The organism is Paenibacillus sp. BC26, from assembly GCF_900116125.1.
Taxonomy (GTDB): Bacteria; Bacillota; Bacilli; order Paenibacillales; family Paenibacillaceae; genus Paenibacillus_Z; species Paenibacillus_Z lignilyticus.
Window position 1 is genome coordinate 127,559 of the sequence record NZ_FPAD01000002.1, and the last position, 20,179, is coordinate 147,737.

Sequence of the window (20,179 nt, forward strand, 5' to 3'; positions counted from 1 at the left end):
GCATTGCGCCGAACAGCCGCTCATGAACACGGCTGTGCAGAACATGAAGAAGAGTACTCTCCGACAAACCTAAAAAGAAACCCGCCGTTCTTGTAAACGGCGGGTTTCACTACAATCTGACGATTGGTTTACTTTGATGTTCTCAGCATGTTGTCTACAGACTTGCTGAGCTGGCCGAAAATAAATTTCGGCGCGATCCGGCTCATGAGCTTCAAAGCGTTGCTTTGTCCGGGCCGAATTTCGAATTTCTCTTGCTCCATCCCTCGAATTGCAGCCCCAACCAATTGGGATACGCTCATGGCTTTCGATCCCGCCATATCTACCGAATCGAACGCGTCTAACAGCGGCGTTTCTGTGAGCGGAGGCGCCAGTTCGAACACTTTTACTTTCGTATTCTTGAGCTGTGCCCTTAACGATTGGGTATACGAATGGAGCCCTGCTTTTGCCGCGCAATACACAGGCGAGATCGGCAGCGGCACGAATGCCAAGCCCGAGGAGACATTCATAATCGCAGCCGACTCTTGCGATTTCAGATGAGACAGGAATTGTTTCACCATCCGGATCGGTCCGCTTAAATTCGTTGCGATCTCGCGGTTGAGATCGTCCAAATCGACTTCCGGGTCATGCAGATTAATTCTGCGCATGAGTCCGGCATTATTAATAAGAACATTTAGTTTGGGAAATTGCTTCACCACTATGCCAAACAGAGCGGCAATGGCTCGAGGATCCCCCGCGTCGCTTTGAATCGTATGTACATTCGGCAGCTTCTTCTTAGTATCATCCAGCCGAACCTGATCCCGCCCCGTAATGATGACGGTATTCCCTAACTTAAGCAGCTGAGCTGCAAATTCGAAACCAATACCTGATGTACCTCCTGTAATCAGAATTGTGTTTCCGCTCATTTTCATACGGTTTATCCTATCCTTTCATTAGGAAGTATCGTGCTTGCTGACAGCGTCTTATCCGTTCGTTGGCTGTTCTTACCTATTCATCATTTTAACGGAATAATCCTGCATGATCTATTCGTGACAATGCACCACGATCCTGCCCCTACTTTTCACTTCTCCATATCGACCTAACAACTAAGGCAATAAAAGCACCGATTCCTTTAAAAACAATTTCAATTATCTCCAGCATTCCATCAACTCCCTGCTAACGAATATATGCATGAATCCCTTGTCAGCCTGCTTTCAATAAAAGTGTCCGATTCTTGAAAAATAATTGAACAAAGTATGAACAAAAGGTGAAGATTGTGTTATAATTAGACATAATTAATTCGATCAGATCATTCTCACCGAGGAAGTGAATAATACAATGGCTAATTTGGCAGTTAAACAGCAGACAGAGCGGGACGGGAAATCATTGTTTTTCGTAATGAAGATCGCTGCATGGACAGCGCTTTGCGTTGGGCTGGTTCTGTGTTTGTTCAATATTAATGACTTTAGCGACAGCAATGCTACATTGATGTCCGGTGTTGGCTTCATGGTAGGCAGCGTGTTTATCTATATGATCGGTACGGCGATGAGCCTGGTGCACAAGCGCAGCTCGGAATCTCTATCGGAGTAACACGAAGAAGAAGAATAGCTGGTTGCCGGATGGAAGTATCGTTCAGCAACCCCAAATAAGAGGACTGTTTCCAGCTAACTGGGAGCAGTCCTCTTCTTATTTGTCCAATTAAGTCTAACCGTTGAACAGATTATTACAGAAATAAGTCGTTATCTTGACGCCTTTGTTAACAGCACACACACGGCGCGCAGAACGTGATACTATTTTTTTGAAAAGGTAGTGAATGAAATCACAAACTTATTCGGTAATGAGAATCTCGGTGAGCTTAAAGGTAAGTTAGGAGATGAGAGAAATGAAAATTGCAAAGATCATGCGAAGGTTTGCAGGACTCGCTACCATGGCGGGCATTGCCGTGATGACCTCGGGCTGTCAGTCGATCGCCGTTTTCGACCCTAAGGGCCCGATCGGAGCCCAGCAGCGGGACTTGATTTATTTCACCATGCTGCTTTGCCTGGTCGTGATGGTGCCTGTGCTGCTGCTGGCGGCATGGATCGTATGGCGCTACCGCGACAAGAAGGATAATAAGGCCTCCTACCAGCCAAAGTGGGAACACAGCACGAAGCTGGAAACCATTTGGTGGGGCATTCCGATTGTAGTCATTGCGGTGCTGGCAATTGTAACGGCACGCTATACCTACAATCTGGATCCGGCTAAGCCGCTTGAATCCGAGGTAAAGCCGATTACCATACAAGTAACCTCGCTCGACTGGAAATGGCTGTTCCAATATCCGGAGCAAGGCATTGCGACTGTTAATTATTTGGTCATCCCCGAAGACACGCCAATCAAGTTCGAGTTAACCTCTGACGGACCGATGAACTCCTTCTGGGTTCCTCAGCTCGGCGGGATGATCTACACCATGTCCGGCATGTCGACGACGCTGCACCTGCAGGCTGACGAACCGGGAGAATTTATGGGAAGCGGCGCCAACTTCTCGGGTCGCGAGTTTGCCAAGATGTCCTTTACGGTTAAATCCGTATCGCAGGATGAATTCGATCAATGGGAAAAGCAAGCGGCAGCAAGCGGCAACGCACTGACCGAGGATGGCTACCAGAAGCTCGCGAAGCCCGGTACATCCGGTCAAGTCACGTACGCCTCGATTCCCGAAGGTCTTTTCCACCGGATCGTGCACGATTATTCCATGAATCGCGGCGCACCGGCAGGTATGGGTCAGAAAGCAAGAACGTTAAGTGACGAGCATGCACTGGGTACCGACGGGGAACCGTCAACCGAGGAAAAGCCGTCAACCGATTCGAAATCTTCAACCGACGAGGCTCCCCAAAATAACCATTCCGACCACGACATGTCCGGGATGGACATGAACGAATAATGAAAGGAGGCAGTACTATGTTTGAAAAAATCAAATCTTTCTTTTCGTGGTTCTTCGTTACCGGCGACCCGCTGATCTATGGAGCGGACATCGCAATTACGCTAACTGCGCTTTCGATTATTTTCGTATTAACGTATTTCAAGAAGTGGACCTGGCTCTGGCGCGAATGGCTGACTACGGTCGATCATAAAAAAGTAGGCATTATGTATATCATTGCCTCGCTGCTCATGCTGTTCCGCGGCGGCGTCGATGCCTTAATGATGCGGACCCAGCTTGCTTTTCCGGAAATGAAGTTTCTGACGCCGGAACATTATAACGAGGTGTTCACGACACACGGCGTTATTATGGTGCTCTTCATGGCGATGCCGCTTATGTTCGGTTTATTCAACATCGCAGTCCCGTTGCAATTGGGTGCTCGCGACGTCGCGTTTCCATTCTTGAATTCCCTAAGCTTCTGGTTGTTCTTCATGGGCGCGATGCTGTTCAATATGTCATTTGTTATCGGCGGTTCTCCAAATGCGGGATGGTTGTCCTATCCACCTCTCTCGGAGATGACCGGCAGTCCCGGAGTTGGGCAAGACTTCTACATCTGGGGCATTCAGATTTCCGGTATCGGCTCGCTGATGACGGGGATCAACTTCATCGTAACGATTGTCAAAATGCGCGCTCCGGGTATGACCTGGTCGAAAGTGCCGATCTTCACCTGGTCCGTTCTTTCAAGCTGTATCACGATTATTCTTGCCTTCCCAGTATTGACTGTAACGCTAGCGCTGCTGTTCTTGGACCGCTACTTAGGCGCACATTTCTTCACGATGGACGGCGGAGGCAACGCCATGATGTACATTAACTTAATCTGGATGTGGGGACATCCGGAGGTTTATATCGTCATCCTGCCTGCGTTCGGGATATTCTCCGAAATCGTAGCGACGTTCTCCAAGAAAAGGTTATTCGGCTACGCCTCCATGGTCTTTGCCATGATGAGCATCAGCCTGATGTCATTCTTCACCTGGCTCCATCACTTCTTCACGATGGGCTCGGGGGCGAACGTAAATATCTTCTTTGCCATAACAACGATGATTATCGCCATCCCAACAGGCGTGAAAATCTTCAATTGGCTGTTTACGATGTTCCGCGGCCGAATCAGATTCAGCACGCCCATGCTGTGGACCATCGCGTTTATCCCCTGCTTCGTTGCAGGCGGAATGACCGGGGTCATGCTTTCGGTAGCCCCGGCAGATTTTCAGTTCCATAACAGCTACTTCCTGATTGCCCACTTCCACCAAGTCTTTATTGGCGGGGTTGCCTTCGGATACTTCGCCGGTCTTTACTACTGGTGGCCGAAGATGTTCGGCTTCAAGCTGAATGAGAAAATCGGAAAATGGGCGTTCTGGATTTGGAATATCGGCTTCTATGTCTGCTTTATGCCGCAGTACTTCCTGGGACTTGACGGTATGACCCGCCGAGTCAACAGCTACACGTGGGACAGCGGCTGGTGGCCGCTCAACTTCACGTCGACGATCGGCGGATTCTTGATGGGTCTGGGTTTCCTCTTCCAAGTGTGGCAAATCGCACACAGCATTAAGTTTATGGAAAAGGATACAACCGGCGATCCATGGCATGCCCGTACGCTGGAGTGGTCCATTCCTTCGCCGGCGCCGTTGTATAACTTTGCGATTACACCTACGGTTTCGGACAGAGATGAATGGTGGGAGGAAAAAGAGCGCATCGCTGCCGGTCAAACACCGAAAGCAACACCGCCGCTCGAGCCGATTCATATGCCGCGCAACTCGGCAATCCCGTTCATTCAATCCATCTTCTGGTTTATGATCGGCTTCGGTCTGGTCTTCCATTGGCTCTGGATCGCTATCCCAGGCTTCGTCGGCGTTGCTGCAACAATGTTCGCGCACTCGTTCAATTACAAGACGGATTATTATATCGAAGTGGATGAAATCAAACGCACGGAAGCTGCGGCAAGGGGGACTGTGTAATGTCGAATCATGCTAACCATCCGCATTCGCAGGCTCTTGCCCACGAGGCAGGTCATGATGGACATCATGATCTGGAGGAGCTTCGGAAATTCGGATTCTGGATTTTCCTTATTACCGACTGTATTCTGTTCTCTGTATTATTCGCTACTTATCTGGTCCTGCACCATAGCACGGCGGGCGGACCGGATGCGAAAGAGATTTTCGAAATGCCCGGCGTTATCGTCGAAACCTTTATTCTGTTAACGAGCAGCTTTACAAGCGGTCTGGCGGTTCTCGCTATGAATGCAGGCAATCGTAAAGGTTTGATTGGCTGGCTGATTGTTACCGTTCTGCTCGGCGCCTGCTTTATCGGGCTTGAAGTGAGCGAATTTGTGAAGCTCGTTCATGAAGGACATACCATTAGCACCAGCGCATTTTTGTCCGCTTTCTTCACGCTCGTCGGTACTCACGGATTGCATGTTACCGTAGGTATTTTCTGGATTACGGGCATCATCATTCAGCTTACTCGCCACGGAATTACGCCGGTCACCAAGCGTAAAGTCACGATTACGAGCCTGTACTGGCATTTTCTCGATGTGGTATGGATCTTCGTATTCACGATCGTCTACTTGATGGGGGTGATGTGAGATGGCGCAACACGGCAAAGAATTGCATGGTGAACACGGCGCTCAAACAGGCGGCCACGGCTCATTGAAGGAATATGTCACGGGTTTCGTTCTATCCATTATCCTGACGATCATTCCGCTGCTAATTGTGTTAAACCATTGGATGGAAGGTAAAGCTGCAGTCGCCGTGCTTCTTGGCACAGCCGTATTGCAATTTGTCCTCCAGCTTGTATTCTTCATGCACCTGCGTGATGAACATGGTCCCCGTTATAATCTGATGACGCTCCTGCTCGGCTTAGTTGTCGTCATTACGATCGTCATCGGCTCCATCTGGATCATGACGAACAATGGGATGTAATACGGTCTCGACAGCTCGGCAGCTTTCCCCGATTGCCAAGAACCCCAACGTTTATAACGTTGGGGTTCTTTATTTTCGTTTAGTCTGAGGGCACTCTTCTTCATGCTATCCATAGAAAAATTTTAACGGTTGTCAGCGTGACTATTTCATGAAATCAACGACTTATAAAATTCTAACGGTTGTGAGCATCGTTATTCGCTGCATAATGGTTGATTTCTAGCGGAAACTGTCCAAATAAGCCCGCTTACAACCTTTAGAAAATAAATAGAGGCATTATAAGTGAAATAACCGCTGTCACAACCGTTACAGGTTGGGTGATGATTCTTAAGCAGTTCGGACAACACAAACATCACATCCGCGATCTTCATGCCCATGAAACAAAATACACCTAGATATGTTATACAGGTAAATCCGACCACGCAATCGGTTTGCGCATGAAGTCGATACTTAGTGTCCCTGTCGAAATTAACTTGAGCTCTTCTGTGGAGCTGCCACCGATACATTGACGCTCCGCGTACCGGCATCCCATACGACCGGCAAGCCGAATGCGGCTGTTACCGCGCGAATCGGCACATATGCTCTGCCATTATGGATAATCGGCTGCAGGTCTGCTGCGGCCTTCATCCCATCGATCCACAGCTGCGCGCCGGCGGATTCGCTCACCGCCGCCTGCTTCGTGCGAATCAGAACGCTCTTAGTTGCCGCGTCCCACTCGACGTTCTCCTTCGATAACATCGCTATGGCGCGTACGGGCACGAGTGCATGACCGCCGGCGAGCAGCGGCATGAGCGACGGATCTGCTGCAGGGATGCCGTTGATCGAGAGAAATATTTTAGCAGCCGGAAGCAGTTTGATCCCGGACGTTGCCCCTCCGCTTATCGATCCACTCCCTACTGATGCCGAGACCGATATAACGCCATCCCCCGGAAGAAGCGGCTGTAGCGAACCATCGAACGCTTCTCCGTAAGCCGGCATCGTAAACGTAATGTCGTAACGGCCAAACTTGTGAGCTCCCGAATAGAGCAGCAAGGACGATTTCGACGGAAAGTGTACGCCTTTAGCCGATAGAACCGAGCTGCGGTTGTTCAGCGTGGTCGTCCAGAAAATTTGGATCTCGAACGATTCAAACGCAACGTTGTTGCCGGTGACATGCAGCGGTTCCCCGAAGTGTACCGATTGAGGTACACCGCCGGAATGATCCGGTAACACCTCCAGACGCATAAAATCAGCATACGCCTTGGCATCATTCAGAACTAGCCGCTCTTTTCCTTGATCGACGGCCAATTTTCCATTCCCAGCTTCATAGACAGTTAAATAGGCGCCGTCCGTAAAATAGATATCCATCTGATTCCGGAAATTACGTCCGCCCTCCGGTGCCGGCATCGCTTCCGCTTTCCCCTTAGTCGCTAGTTGCTGCAAAATGCTGCAGACAACGGATAAGGATTTCTGATCCTCTTCGCGAGCCCCGTACAAAGGGATATAGCTGTTATCTCCTAAGCTCGGATAAATTTGCTTTATCGTTTGCGGCTTGCAGTCCGCGGCCTTCGCCGCCAAGCTGTTGCTGTCCGGCTTCCCCGCTTGCGCGCTGGCTTCGGCATGCACAACGCCGTCTCCGGCCACAAGCGCGGGAAGCGCCAACAACCCTAACAGCGCAGCGCCAAGCATAGCGGCACGCCAGCCGGCAAACAGCCTCCCCGTTCTCCTCTGCTGCGTCTTACTTCGTATGATTTGCTCGAACTGTTTCATTTTCAGCCTCCCCGATTCCCTAACGCACAATGAATTCTATCCTCCTATGACGAGTTCAATGGAGAAAAGTTGCGCGATCCCCGAATAACGAAAAAAGCCGACCCCGCAAGGTCAGCTCCCCCAACACCTGATTTACTCCACAATCCCCGTTCGCTCGATACCTTCAACATAATAGCGCTGTGCAAAGGCGTATAGCAGCAGCGGCGGTAAGATGACGAGAAACGCCGCAGCCATCATCTGCGTTTCAATGAGATCGAACGGCACCAGCGCATTCCCCGCGATCGTCTGCAGGTTCGTCGGCATCTGCGACATCTGATTGCCCATCATGATCAAGTTGACATCCTTCAAGTACATCGACGGCTCAAAAGTATCGTTCCAATGCCACACGAAGGAGAACAAACCGACAACGAGCATAGCGGGACGCGAGAGCGGCAGCATAATGCGGTAGAAGGTTCGGAAAGCACCTGAACCGTCCATCCGCGCACTCTCTTCCAGCTCCTTCGGGAACGTCGCGAAGAACTGCCGGAAGATCATGACGAACAGCGCGCCTTTCAGCCCTTGGCCGAACAAAGCCGGAATCAAGAAAGGCAGCGGCGTGTTCAGCCAGCCGAGCTTTGCGTAAAGAACATAGATCGGGATAAACATCGTCTGAATCGGGATGAGGAATGTGAGCAGCACGATCGCAAACCAGAAGTTCTTAAACGGAATGTACAGCCTGGCAAACGCATAGCCGGTCAGCGCGCAGGATACGGTCTGGAAGAGCGCCGCCAGAATGGCGATTAACGCGGTTTGCCACAGCGCCTGCACATATTTGAGTCCCCGTATGGCGACCTCATAATTATCCCAATCGAGCACTCGCGGGAAGAAGTTCACTGTCGGGTCGAGCAGATCCGACTGTGTCTTGAGCGAGGTCGATATCATGTAGAAAACAGGTTGCAAATAAATGACCGCGACGCTCGTTAAGATGATGTACAGCAGGCTCTTGAATATAACCCCGTCGGTCAATTGTCTGCCGAGGATAAAGACGCGAAGCCTCTCCAGCTTGTGCTCGCGCTTCAAGTAACGCATCCCTCGTCCGGTCCACGGCGTGATCAGGTCCGAGAGCCGGCCTTGCAGCTTCTCCAGTCCGGCCGTGCTATTATTCGACTTCGCAGAACCTTCGGGGGTCGGTGCGCTATTCGGATTCGGCATCTTCGTCGTCACCTTCTTCCTTTATTCTGAAGTTTCGCAGCGAGCAGCACCAAGACAATCGGGATCAAGATAATGACGCTGTACAGCCAGCCCAGTGCACTCGCATACCCGAAGCCGGTTTCCGGGTCCGCCATATTCGTGGAAATAAACTTCAGAATCGGATTGAACGGACTTGCCGTCTGATCCACCAGCGTGTAGACCAGATTGAGAAACACGAACGGAACCGTGGAGGGGAAGGTGATTTTCCAGAACGATTCCCATGGTGTTACACCGTCAATGCGGGCCGCTTCATAGACCGAAGCCGGAATCGTCTGAAACGCCGCCAGAAACAATATGATTTGAATCCCCGAAAACCATAGAATGATAACGAATTTGCCGATCAGCTCCACCAACACCTCCGCAATATTAACCGGGAGCACCTCGTACAGCATATCCGCGATATGGTATTGATCGGCGAAGGGAAGCTTTGCCTGCCCTTGATCGAACAGCGCCGTGAGCACCTGCCCCGTTGCGAAGATGACCGGCAAGAAGAACAATGTGCGAAAGAACATCCGGCCTCGAAATTGCTGATTGAGCATGATCGCGATCAGAAGGGCGAAGATGACCGTAATGGGAACGGTCAGAATCATTTCCCGCACGAACAGAAACATATCGACCGGAAACTCATTGTCATAAATAAAGGCATACTTGAAGTTATCCCAGCCGATAAAATCATACTGCAGCCCGCTTCCGTCCGTCGCCACGCTCACCTTCGTAAAGCTCATATACAGGGAATTCCCCAGCGGATAAAGCATGAAGACTGCCGTGCCGATCAGCCACGGCAGCAGAAACAAGTACCCTTCGAGCGCAAGCTTCAGCTTCCGAATTCGGTTATGGCGGGCATGCTCCTTGCGATGGAGCGATTCGACCGGCAATACGGCTTCTCTTGAAACGTCACCGTTCACTTGCCCACCTCCCCTCTAATAACCGCATAATTGTTAGCCTCCACGTTTACCCCATCCACTGACGCGTACGCTTGCTCATTGTAATTCACGATGATTCGTGTCCCATTCTCATACGACGTCTCATAGACCCCATCCGCCAGCTTGCGATGGCCGTCCATATAAGAGTTCCATACATCCCCGCCGGTTGCGGCAAAAGCTTTATACTCCGAGACAATTTGTGACTTCACCAGCTGATATTGCCCGCTCACATAACCGGAATAAGTCGTGCGGCTGAGATCGCGAATGTCGCCTGCTGTGACGACGTAATAAGGCAGCGCGCCGTATTCCAGCTCGCGCAGAAACTCCGTGCCGGGATCCGTTCGCAGCGTCCCCGAGCCGGACGTATAGGCTACGAGACCGTGCAGCGCCATCGGATAGAAGGGCACACGCTCATCGATCGCCAGATCGTAGTTATAATCGAGCGGCAAGTTATAGAACATATCCGCGTGGCCGATCGAGAACGCAAACGGGTTCGAGGTGCCTGCCCATCCCAGCTTGCTTCGCAGCAGATCCAGCGTCTGATTCGTCAGCGCCGCCGTCTCCGAGCGATTCGAGGTGCGTCCGGGCATATAGTCGCTGAATAAGCCGTCGCCATATTCATCCATTAACGCAACGCCGCCAACCGATAGCCCCTGCCAATCCTTGATGATACCGGGCAAATAGTCCTCGAACACCTTCCAAGGATTAATCGTGTAATAATAAAGAGCCTGATTATAGAAATCGCCGTTCTGATAAAATTTCACGACCTTGCCCGTGATTTGCCGCACGCCGTCCTTCTTCGGCGAGAAGCCGCTGCCGAAGGAATCGATGCCGATCTTCAGATCGTCATTGAGCACAAGAGGAATGCCCTTCTCCTTCAAATGTTTCTGCAAAGCCAGGAAGCCTGACCGGCCACCCAGCTTGCCGTCAATCGGGAAGCGGTCCGGAATGGAGCCGGCAAAGCCGCCCTTCTGCCATCCCCGCAAGTTCACCCGCATGCTGTGAATGCCTTCCGCATACAGGTCATCGACGATCTTCTTAACCTCGTCGAATGTGCTCACGACAACGACGCTGGCCCCAAGCGGCGTCGGCTGCTCGCTTGCCGCCATGATGAAATCCAGCGTCAGCGGCGGAGCCCCTGCAGCGTTGCCGGCAGTCAACTTACGGGTATCCGCCAAGTAAGTGCGGTATCGCTTCGCCATCCCCACATAATCGGATGCATCCTTCTCCAAGAACAAATAACGCATCGTGAATGAGGACACATTGAGTGCTTTCTCGTACACGCTGTTTACGTTGTTCGGATCGAGCCCTTTTTGCAGAAAGTAATTGTTGCGGTACTTGAACTTCGCATAGACGTTGTTGAAGCTGGTTTTGAGCTGGGACGGCATGGCGACAATGTTGGCGTTTGCTTCCCCTTGCTCGATGACGGAGATAAACCCTTGATCGCCGCGTTTCATCCCGAATACCGGATAGTTGATACTCTCCCTGAAATAGGAATTGTCCACGGATGGAATCGACCAATCGCGGCCATAAACCGGGTAGTCATAAGGCAAGGTCAGTGCCGCCCTCTTCTTGCCGAACGTAATGAGGCCTCCCGGTCCATCCGGCACGAATAAGTAGCCCTCCCCGTTATCAAGCGCCGCGCCGAAGAACGGAAGGACGGACAAGCTGACCACCTGGAACTGCGCGCCTTCGGTGACTCCTTCCTGCGGCAAATGAACGACGAAGCCATCCTGTGCCATGACATATTCGAGATAGACCGAGATACCGAGCTGCTTCATCTCATAACGAACGCCGACGCCGTTCTCAATCGGCTTCCACGTGATAACAGCCTCGGAGTCGATCGTATTGGCGGTTTCCTCTGCTTTTGTGTCCAGATTGTAGTAATTGACCAGAATCGGCGAAGCCGCATTCTTCTTCCATTGCCCTTTGGTCGGATCCTGCTCCTGATCTTCCTTGGAAGGATTGCTCAGCCACATCTCGCCTGCCGCCGTCTTCACCGCAATTTGACCTGCAGCCGGATCGAGCCACAGACTGCCTGCACGCTGCTCGCTCATTTTGTACCATGCCGCTCCGCCATAGCTCATCTGCTCCGTTTCCGGCGCATCGCCGGACATCGACAGCTTTGTCATAAACGCCGCCGCATCTGCCCCGGAATAGTTAGAGATGGACGTGACCGCAGGTGCCTCGTGGCGATACATCCAGAGCAGCGCGAGCGCGATGACAGCCAGCACGATAAGACGATTTCTTAGTTTGCGAACCCAAGGTTTCTTAAGCCACACGTTCCATCAGCTCCTCTCCCAATGTCAGGAAGAAGTCGACCGACTGGTACACGAGACCGAACAGCACGAAGCCGAATATCCATAAACAGGCCATCGTGAAGAGCGAAACCGTCGCCATCTTTATCGCTTCCTTCAGGTTGTAGTTATGCACGCACATGGTGCCGATAAAGAGCAGAATGAACATCCACGCATACATGCCGTTCACGATTAAGTCGTAAATAACCGATTCCTGAAGCGTCAGCACACGGGAGATGAGCTGAGCCGGCAGATTGATGACCACGATCGGCATCAAGGCGAAGCTGTTGACGATAAACACGTTTCGGAATGTCCCCTGTCCTTTCAAGACAGAGCCGGTTAGATAACTCCCAATTACCCAGATAAACCACGGAAGAATGAAATGCTGCGCTTCCGTCCACAGATTCAGCTCCTGAAACCGCGTTTCGACGAATATAAAATTGGCGATCGCTTTCCCGATCAGCGTGAAGCCGAAGCTTAAGATGACGATGATAAACGCCACTGTCAGCTTTATACGCATCCCTTCGCCGATCTCCGTCATACCATTCACGGGATGACGCAGGATGCGGAACGCTTGCCGGGCGGACTCCCGCCAACCGTGCAAAGTCGTTCGGTCCACACGGGTCGCTTGCTTCCGTTTAGGCGTATACCAACCGAGCTTCACCGCCAGCCGTTTGCCGCCAAATACGACGATGAGCAGCCCCACCAGAATACTCATGCAGAGCGCAAAATATTTCATCAGCCAGTTCATCCGCACTTGCCAGAACGCTTCCGAATAGCCCTTCTGATCAAATGCCTTGGAGAAATAGTTCATCGCGCCTTCATAGTCATTGTCATAGAAGTCGGCCTTCGCGATGCCCTGGTAAGACCGCTCGTAATTGGCGTTGCGCAGCAGAATTTCCCGCCAGAGCGGCTCGCCTTTCCGATACTGGCCATCCGCGAATAACGTAACCGCTTCATGCACCTTCGTGCCGAATTCGGTTCGCTTGAACACCTGAATATCGCCAAGCTCACCGTCCGCGACGAGAATATTGCCATTGGACTGCAGCCCGACGGCAGTCGCTCGCTTGAACAAACCAAGCCTGGCTTCGCCTGTCGAAGCATTGCCGAACCGGAAGATCAGCCTGCCCTTGGAATCATATTGGTAGATGCGTCCGCGAGCCGCCTCAAGTACGGTAATAATGCCGTTCTTATCCACCGCAACGCTTGTAAAAGACAGCTTGTTCGGCGGCACCAGCCACGGCGCAAAGTTCAAGTTGCCCAGCAAATCGACGCCGCCGGAATTGAGCTGCCGCAGCTGTCCGTCTCGCATATCGCGGTTGACCGTATAAATGAATCCATTCGCGTCCACCGTCATATCGGTAATCGCGCCGGGCAGCAGCAGCTGTTCGCTCTTCAGCTGCTCGTCGGTATAGAACTTGCGTTTCAACGTCTGAATCCAGTCCATCGGCACTTTATTCGAGCCGAAGAAGCCTGCAAACTGACCGGTCGGCGTTAATTGCAGCAGTCCTTGATAGCCGCCTTTATTGGCTACATAGATATACCCCCGCCGATCCAGTACGAGTTTGGCCGGTATGAAGGAGTACGACTTGGACATCGCAGGGTCTTTCGGCTCGACGTATTCACGCAGAAACTTCGCATTGCGATCGAATACCGCAATTCGCCGGCTTCCCGTATCGGCAATATATACTTCGCCCTCCTTGCTGATAAACACGCCTTCAGGCTTGCGAAGCTGCTCCTTAGGATTCGTTACCTTCCCATCCTCCGACTTCGAGACATCGGGGAATGTCCGCACCATTTCACCGGTCGGCGACAACTCCACGATCCGGTCATTGCCGGTATCTGCTACGAAGATCGCATCATCCTCGGCAACAAACAGATCCTCGGGGTCTTTAAAGCCGGTCCAAGCTTGAACGGGAACAAACGCGTCGGGCGTCCAAATCCACCGTCCGTTCGCATCGCTCGACAGTGTCCAGTAAGGAAGCGCGGCATTTGCCACCCCGGGAAGCACAAGAAGGAAGAGACAGAACCCAAGAAGGAAGGCGTACATGGAACGTTTCCTGGCTTTCACACTCTAGTCCCCCTTTTCTATTTGATGCCCGAATGTGCCATCGTCGCCATCACGCGGCGCTGCGAGAGCATGAAGAAGATAATGTTCGGCACGAAAATAATTAAGCTTGCCGCAGCTGCGATCCCTTGCCCGACCACGTTATTCGCCGCGCCGTTCGTCAGTGTCGTGACATAATAAGGAAGCGTCTTCATCGACTCGATCGTCACGAACAAATTCGACGTTTCCGTCTGCGCCCAGGAAGCTTGAAACGCCAGAATCGCAACCGTAGCGGTAGCAGGCAGACACATCGGCATAATGATGCGGACGAAGATCGTATATTCCCGCCCGCCGTCAATTTTGGTCGCTTCGATCAGCTCGTTGGGAACCTGGTCGACGAACTGTTTGAGCAGGAATACCCCGACAGGCATCGCGACCAGGGGCAAAATATGAGCCAAATAAGTGTTCATAATGCCGATATGCGTAATAACCAAGTAGCGCGGAATCCCGACGGATTCAGGCGCGAACATGAGCGATACGATGATGAGCGCATTGAGCGCCTTGCTGCCCGGGAAAGAGATTTTGGAGAAGGCGTAGGCAGCCATCGTACTGATAAGGACGATCCCCGCCACCGTTGCGCCGGTTGTCAGGATGCTGTTGAACAAGTATCGCGTGAACGGGACGACAGCCGTGACAGACTGCTGGAACAGCTGCTGATAATTGAATAAGGTCGGATTGACGACATAAAATTTCGGCGGGTACGCGAACAGCTCCCCGATCGGTTTGAACGCTTGGCTGAAGACGAACACTACGGGCAGCAGCATGAACAAGCCAAGCAACGTCAGGAATATCGTCGTCATCGTCTGGAACAAATCCCATTTGAACGTACAGCGGATGAAGCGGCGAATACCATGCGTGTTCATCGTTCATCCTCCTTCGTGCCGAAGAGCAGGAACGAAAACTTCGAAGAGCCGTAAATCAGCAGCAGCAATATGACGGACAACGCCGACGCGTAGCCGAACTCGTACCGGACAAATGCGAAATCGTCGATATGGTTCGTCATGAGATGCCCCGAATAGCTTGGCGTAATCAATTGACCGGTTGCCGTAGCGAGCAGCGTTCCGATGGCTCCGGCCTTCAACGTGCCGACGACGGCCATAACGGCGCCGAAGAGCATTTGCGGGCGTATCGCCGGAATCGTAATGTAGATGATCTCCTGCAGCCGGTTGGAGATCCCGTCGATTTTGCCTGCTTCATACATCTCTTGATTGACAGTCTGCAGTCCCGCCAGCATCGCCAAGAAACCAACGCCCATACTGGCCCATAACGATATGGCAATCATAATCGGCATGAAATAAGCCGGCTTCTGCAGCCATAGAATCGGAACATCGGACAAGCCCCAATTGAGCATCAATTGGTTCAAGTAACCAACCCGGTCGCCGCTGAACACAACGGTCCAGACGACAGTCATGGCAACGCCTTGGAAGATGGAAGGCGTATAGATCGCAAGAGCGAGCAAGTCGCGAGCCGTCTTCGGCAGCTGATTAATGAGCCAAGCCAGCAGGAAACAGAGGAGATAACCGCCCGGACCCACGATGAGCGCAAACTGAATCGTATTCGGAATCGCATATTGGAAGAAGATGCGATCCTGCGTCAGAATGGCCAAGAAATTATGCCAGCCTACAAACTCCGGCCTGGAGAAGGCATCGAAGGTATAGAAGGAAAGCGCGATTGCAGCCAAGATCGGCACGACGATGAAGATAATGAACGTAATCATGAACGGCGCGACGAAGATATAGCCGGCAACCGTCTCCCTGCGCAGCCATCGGCTCGTTTTCTTCTCCGGGACCACAAGCGTTGTTTTGTTGGCTAACTCCACCTCGTAACTCATGGCTCCTCCCCTTTACCCGGGCTCGGCACATCCGGAATATCGATCGGATGAAGAACCTTCCCTACAGAATCCCGCATTTTGAACTCCACCTGCTTGCGCGCCATTTCCTGGTTGATGGCAATGATCGCTTTATCGAGCTCTTCCCTCGGTACCGCGTTCGCCGCCACTACATTCTGCCAAGCAAATACGAGCTGCCTTGCCGTAAAATATCCGCCCGGCACGTTCGGCGCTTCCTTGTACCATTTCCATTGTTCCAGAATGGCCGATAGCTGCGAGCGCGGCCAAGGCAGCTTCGCAAAAGCGTCCATGTTCGCGGAATTCCAGCGATATTCCGGACCATAGATCGCTTCGATGTCATTGCCGAATCGCACCTGCGTCTTCTCCGACGTCCACCACTGGAGGAATTTCCAGGCCAGCTCCTGTTTCTCCGACTTCTCATAGATAATGCCCGCCTGCAGCGGACCACCTGCCCAGCGAAGAACGGTCCCGCTCTTCTCGTCCATATTGCCCGGGATTGGCGCAATCTGCCATTTGCCCGCGATTTCCGGCGCAGCCACCTGCGTAAGCAAATACGTGTTAAAGTCGGTAATTCCGATCGGCATATCGCCCAGACGGAAATGGTTGAAGAAGCTCGGCACTTCCTTCGGCAGCTGGAATAGCGTGAACAGCTGCGTCCATTGCTTGAATCCTTTAAATGCCGCATCCGTATCGAGACCCGATACCAAGCCGTCCTTACTATAGAGCTCCGCTCCATTCTGATAGAGGAAGGATAAGTAGTCCGCCGGCGTATAGAAAAATTCATGTCCGCTCTGCTGCAACGTTGGCAGCATCGTGTACACGTCCTCCCAGGTTTGCGGCGGCTTCAGCCCCAGCTGCTCCAGGATGTCGGTGCGGTACATCATGATTTTGAAGTTTTGCGTTTCCGGCAGCGCGTAATTGCCCCCATCGTAGTGGAACACCCGCATCGCGCCCGGGTTAAACGCTTGGATGGCATCGTTGTAGCCCGGCATCTTCGTCAAGTCAGCCAGCGCACCCCGCATGGCGAAATCACCGACCACTCCGCCATCTACGCCAAGCGCGGCATCAGGCTGATCGCCGGCGAGATTGCCGAGAATAAGCATATTCGGGTCCGGCACGATATTCACGTTGACATGAATGCCGGTCTCCGGCGTGAAGGTTTCATCGGCGAGCTGTTGAATGAGCCGCACATAGTTCCGGCCTCTGTTCACCCACACATCGATGGCCTTCGGATCATCTCGCGTAAAGTTGTAGTCGATCACGAAGGAACGGTAGAAATTGACGGCCGTATTCCCCAGCTTCTGCCACATATTCGGCGCCACCTGCGGCAGCTCCGCTCCCGGCTGCGACACCCATAAGTAATCGAGCATAAGCGGCTGATCCAGCATCCGAAACGCCCAGCTGCTCAGCTTCTGCTGCGTCGTCGCAAACAGCTGCAACTCGCTTGGAATTTGCCGAATACGACTCTTCATATTGTTGAATTCGTACGCGGCAGCGCGGAACGAGGATTCAACATCCGATTCCCCGATGGTCAGCCCCGACAACCGATCGGCCAGTCCGGTCAAATCGGCTTCAATCTCCGTCAATCGTTCCTCGATATCCGGGATATATTTCTCCAGCTGCCAATCGCGGTTTAGATCGACGTTGCCGCCGCTCGTATAGGATCGCTCGTAATTGCCCGTCACCTTACGGATCCGCTGCTCCAGCGCCGAGATGCGATTCAGGTTGCGAAGAAGTCCCTCATAGATAGGCTTCATCGGCGCCGCTGTAGGACTGATGCGCACCGTGTGCTTGCCTTTTGTTAATTGGAACAGGAACGGCTTGCCTTGTTTATCGGCCAGTGATTTCCCTGCCCAGCCCCATGATTTGCTGTAGGCAAACTGCACATCCAGCATTTCCTTGAACGGTGTTTGGCCGTCAATCATGATCGACTCATTCGTGTAGGAATTGTTCAGAAACGCCTGTTTGAATTTGAAACCGAGCTCATACAAGCCCGTCTCCGGCACTTCAATTTCCCACTCTGCCCATTGGCCGGAGATCCGGAACTGCTCGCCGCCCATTGCATTGTAATGGATTAGCCCTTCCGGGTCCGGTGAGATGAGCGCATCGCTGACCGATTGGAGCTGGATCGACGTATTGGACTTGGCACTCATCTGCTCTGCCTCGACCAGCTGCACGAAATCCCCGTTCCGTGCCGTCGCCTGATAATCGCTTGCCACCTCGGCGTATGCGGGAATTTGCAGAGGCGAATCCGCGTAGAGCGACTTCAGCAGCATCGCACTCTGTTGATTCACAAGGCGCACCGTGTGCACGCCTTTCGATAAATACCATTTAAGCGGTGTTATATCGGCCGTATAATCCGCGAGCCGAACATCCTGCTGTTCCTTCACAATCGTCGATTGCGGCAAAATATCATTCCCAAACTCATCCCGTTTGAGCGGATAGCCTTGATACACGAACTTATGCTTCAAGCGAATGTTGTCCGCTTCCAGGAATGGCAGCTCGCCGTCGATGTACACGCCGCGTATAATGTCCGTCACCGCATCATCGGCCGACTCGTACACAACGCCAAGATTGTATAGCCCGTCCTCCGGAATCGTTAGCTGATAGTCGATCCAGCTCTCGCCGTCTTTCCACAGCAAGCCGTTATCGGTCTTCGTAAAATGGGTCTCTTCGGATACCGCCGCATAAGCTGACGCATCCACTGAAATGCGCGCCTGCAGCGCGGCGGCATCGCTGAACGACTTCCCTTTGGTCGCCTGCCACTCCAAATAAGTAGGCAGCTTGCCATTAATGTAATCCTTCTCCGTCAGCAACGGCGCGGGACCGGCAGGACCATCTGCCATGGTATAAGGCGGAACGCCGCCAAACAGCAGCAGTGAGGATAGGATCGTCAGACAAGCCAATCGTTTCCACAACAAACTGCGAGAGACAATCGTTTCGCGCTGGCTTGGGCTCGAAATCGGACTCGGACTTGGGATCAGCATAACGCCTCCTCCGTCTGCGGATCGAAGAAGTGAATCTGCTCCATATCGAATGCGACCGTCACCGTGTCTCCTTCCGAGAAACGTCTGCGCGGTTCCACTCGCACAACGAGCTTGTGATCTTCATTATTCAGATGTAAATAGGCGTCGGAGCCCAGTAATTCTCGGATTTCAATGGCAGCGCTCAAGGATCTGCCTTTATAAGACTCCATATCCGCTCCATCGCGCAGGACGGCCATCGTTTCGGCTCTTACGCCCATGACGATTTTTTTGTCCACATAATGCTCCGAGCGGATTTGCGCCGCCTTGTCTGCCGGAATTTCGAGCGAATACCGTTTCGTATCAAAATACGTTTTGGAATCCCACTTGCGGATATGGCCGTGAATGAAATTCATGGGAGGCGTCCCGATAAAGCTGGCAACGAACATATTGGCGGGATGGCTGTAGATGTCTTCAGGGGTAGCAACCTGTTGAATGAGGCCTTGCTTCATGACAACGATCCTGGTTCCCATCGTCATCGCTTCTATCTGATCATGCGTCACATAGATCGTCGTTTTCTTCAGTTGCCGGTGCAGCTTCGTCAATTCCTCCCGCATCTGAACGCGAAGCTTCGCATCCAAATTCGACAGCGGTTCATCCATTAAGAACACTTCGGGTTCGCGAACCATGGCACGGCCGAGCGCCACGCGTTGTCTCTGACCGCCTGACATTTGTCTGGGCTGTTTATGGAGATGAGCTTCGATTTCCAATACCTTGGCCGCTCTTGCTACCCGCTCCTCAATAACATGATGCGGGAGCTTGCGCAAACGCAGTCCGAAGGCGATGTTCTCGAACACCGTCATATGGGGATATAGCGCGTAGTTCTGGAATACCATTGCGATATCGCGATCCTTGGATGACACGTAATTGATCATCCGGTCGCCGATGTACATTTCGCCTTCGGTAATTTCTTCAAGACCCGCAAGCATACGCAGCAGCGTCGATTTTCCGCAGCCGGAAGGCCCTACGAGCACCAGAAACTCGCCATCGGCAACCTCCAGATGGAAGTCATCCACCGATTTGCGCCCCTCGCCCGGATAGCGTTTGGAGATATGGTTGAATAACACCTGTGCCATGCGCACTAGCCCCCTCTGATCACAACAGTTAGCCTGCAAACCATAATCGCCTAAGCCTCAGGCGAATGCCCTCGGCTTAGACGA

At 52.4% G+C, this 20,179-nt stretch carries 15 protein-coding genes; 5 read left to right on the plus strand and 10 right to left on the minus strand.

The genetic code is table 11. The features are described 5' to 3' along the window. Window positions 1-128: 128 nt before the first annotated feature. Window positions 129-902 carry an SDR family oxidoreductase gene (locus BM412_RS17000; protein WP_256256397.1) on the minus strand — a complete coding sequence of 258 codons (774 nt, stop codon included), beginning with the start codon at window positions 900-902 and terminating at the stop codon, window positions 129-131. Between the two features lie 412 nt (window positions 903-1,314). Here BM412_RS17000 and BM412_RS17005 point away from each other — a divergent pair, with 412 nt between their 5' ends. From BM412_RS17005 to cyoD, 5 genes are all read left to right on the plus strand, one after another. Continuing rightward, window positions 1,315-1,566 (plus strand): hypothetical protein, encoded by a 252-nt coding sequence (locus BM412_RS17005; protein WP_091220883.1) that lies wholly within the window; start codon window positions 1,315-1,317, stop codon window positions 1,564-1,566. Window positions 1,567-1,858: 292 nt separating this feature from the next. Further along, complete coding sequence (gene cyoA / locus BM412_RS17010; protein WP_091220886.1) at window positions 1,859-2,893, plus strand: ubiquinol oxidase subunit II; 1,035 nt, start codon at window positions 1,859-1,861, stop codon at window positions 2,891-2,893. A gap of 17 nt (window positions 2,894-2,910) precedes the next feature. Further along, window positions 2,911-4,881: a cbb3-type cytochrome c oxidase subunit I gene (locus BM412_RS17015; protein WP_091220888.1), complete on the plus strand. Its 1,971-nt coding sequence runs from the start codon at window positions 2,911-2,913 to the stop codon at window positions 4,879-4,881. Then, window positions 4,881-5,507 carry a cytochrome o ubiquinol oxidase subunit III gene (gene cyoC / locus BM412_RS17020; RefSeq protein ID WP_091220891.1) on the plus strand — a complete coding sequence of 209 codons (627 nt, stop codon included), beginning with the start codon at window positions 4,881-4,883 and terminating at the stop codon, window positions 5,505-5,507. Before BM412_RS17015 ends, cyoC begins: the two co-directional genes overlap by 1 nt. 1 nt (window position 5,508) lies before the next feature. Beyond that, on the plus strand, window positions 5,509-5,844 hold the full coding sequence (gene cyoD / locus BM412_RS17025) for a cytochrome o ubiquinol oxidase subunit IV (RefSeq protein ID WP_091220894.1): 336 nt from the start codon (window positions 5,509-5,511) through the stop codon (window positions 5,842-5,844). Window positions 5,845-6,309: 465 nt separating this feature from the next. Here the strand turns inward: cyoD and BM412_RS17030 are convergent, their stop codons facing one another. The 9 genes from BM412_RS17030 to BM412_RS17070 all read right to left on the minus strand — a co-directional run bounded on the left by BM412_RS17030 (window position 6,310) and on the right by BM412_RS17070 (window position 20,095). Further along, a complete protein-coding gene (locus tag BM412_RS17030; protein WP_091220897.1) occupies window positions 6,310-7,590 on the minus strand; it encodes a copper amine oxidase N-terminal domain-containing protein in 1,281 nt (426 codons plus the stop codon). A gap of 132 nt (window positions 7,591-7,722) precedes the next feature. Beyond that, a complete protein-coding gene (locus tag BM412_RS17035; protein ID WP_256256398.1) occupies window positions 7,723-8,781 on the minus strand; it encodes a carbohydrate ABC transporter permease in 1,059 nt (352 codons plus the stop codon). 8 nt (window positions 8,782-8,789) lie between these two features. Next, window positions 8,790-9,725 carry a carbohydrate ABC transporter permease gene (locus BM412_RS17040; RefSeq protein WP_256256399.1) on the minus strand — a complete coding sequence of 312 codons (936 nt, stop codon included), beginning with the start codon at window positions 9,723-9,725 and terminating at the stop codon, window positions 8,790-8,792. Beyond that, a complete protein-coding gene (locus BM412_RS17045) occupies window positions 9,722-12,025 on the minus strand; it encodes a DUF5696 domain-containing protein (protein ID WP_091220900.1) in 2,304 nt (767 codons plus the stop codon). Before BM412_RS17045 ends, BM412_RS17040 begins: the two co-directional genes overlap by 4 nt. Beyond that, entirely contained in the window at window positions 12,015-14,111 is a 2,097-nt protein-coding gene (locus BM412_RS17050) for a YIP1 family protein (RefSeq protein ID WP_091220903.1), read from the minus strand. The genes BM412_RS17045 and BM412_RS17050 overlap by 11 nt, the downstream gene beginning before the upstream one ends. A 17-nt stretch (window positions 14,112-14,128) precedes the next feature. Further along, window positions 14,129-15,010, minus strand: coding sequence for a carbohydrate ABC transporter permease (locus tag BM412_RS17055; protein WP_091220905.1), 882 nt, complete (start codon window positions 15,008-15,010; stop codon window positions 14,129-14,131). Next, window positions 15,007-15,978: a carbohydrate ABC transporter permease gene (locus BM412_RS17060; RefSeq protein WP_143111644.1), complete on the minus strand. Its 972-nt coding sequence runs from the start codon at window positions 15,976-15,978 to the stop codon at window positions 15,007-15,009. Before BM412_RS17060 ends, BM412_RS17055 begins: the two co-directional genes overlap by 4 nt. After that, the gene (locus BM412_RS17065; protein WP_091220908.1) at window positions 15,975-18,983 is read right to left on the minus strand and encodes an extracellular solute-binding protein; all 3,009 of its coding nucleotides are present in this window, start codon (window positions 18,981-18,983) and stop codon (window positions 15,975-15,977) included. The genes BM412_RS17060 and BM412_RS17065 overlap by 4 nt, the downstream gene beginning before the upstream one ends. Then, the gene (locus BM412_RS17070) at window positions 18,977-20,095 is read right to left on the minus strand and encodes an ABC transporter ATP-binding protein (RefSeq protein WP_091220911.1); all 1,119 of its coding nucleotides are present in this window, start codon (window positions 20,093-20,095) and stop codon (window positions 18,977-18,979) included. The genes BM412_RS17065 and BM412_RS17070 overlap by 7 nt, the downstream gene beginning before the upstream one ends. Window positions 20,096-20,179: the final 84 nt, after the last annotated feature.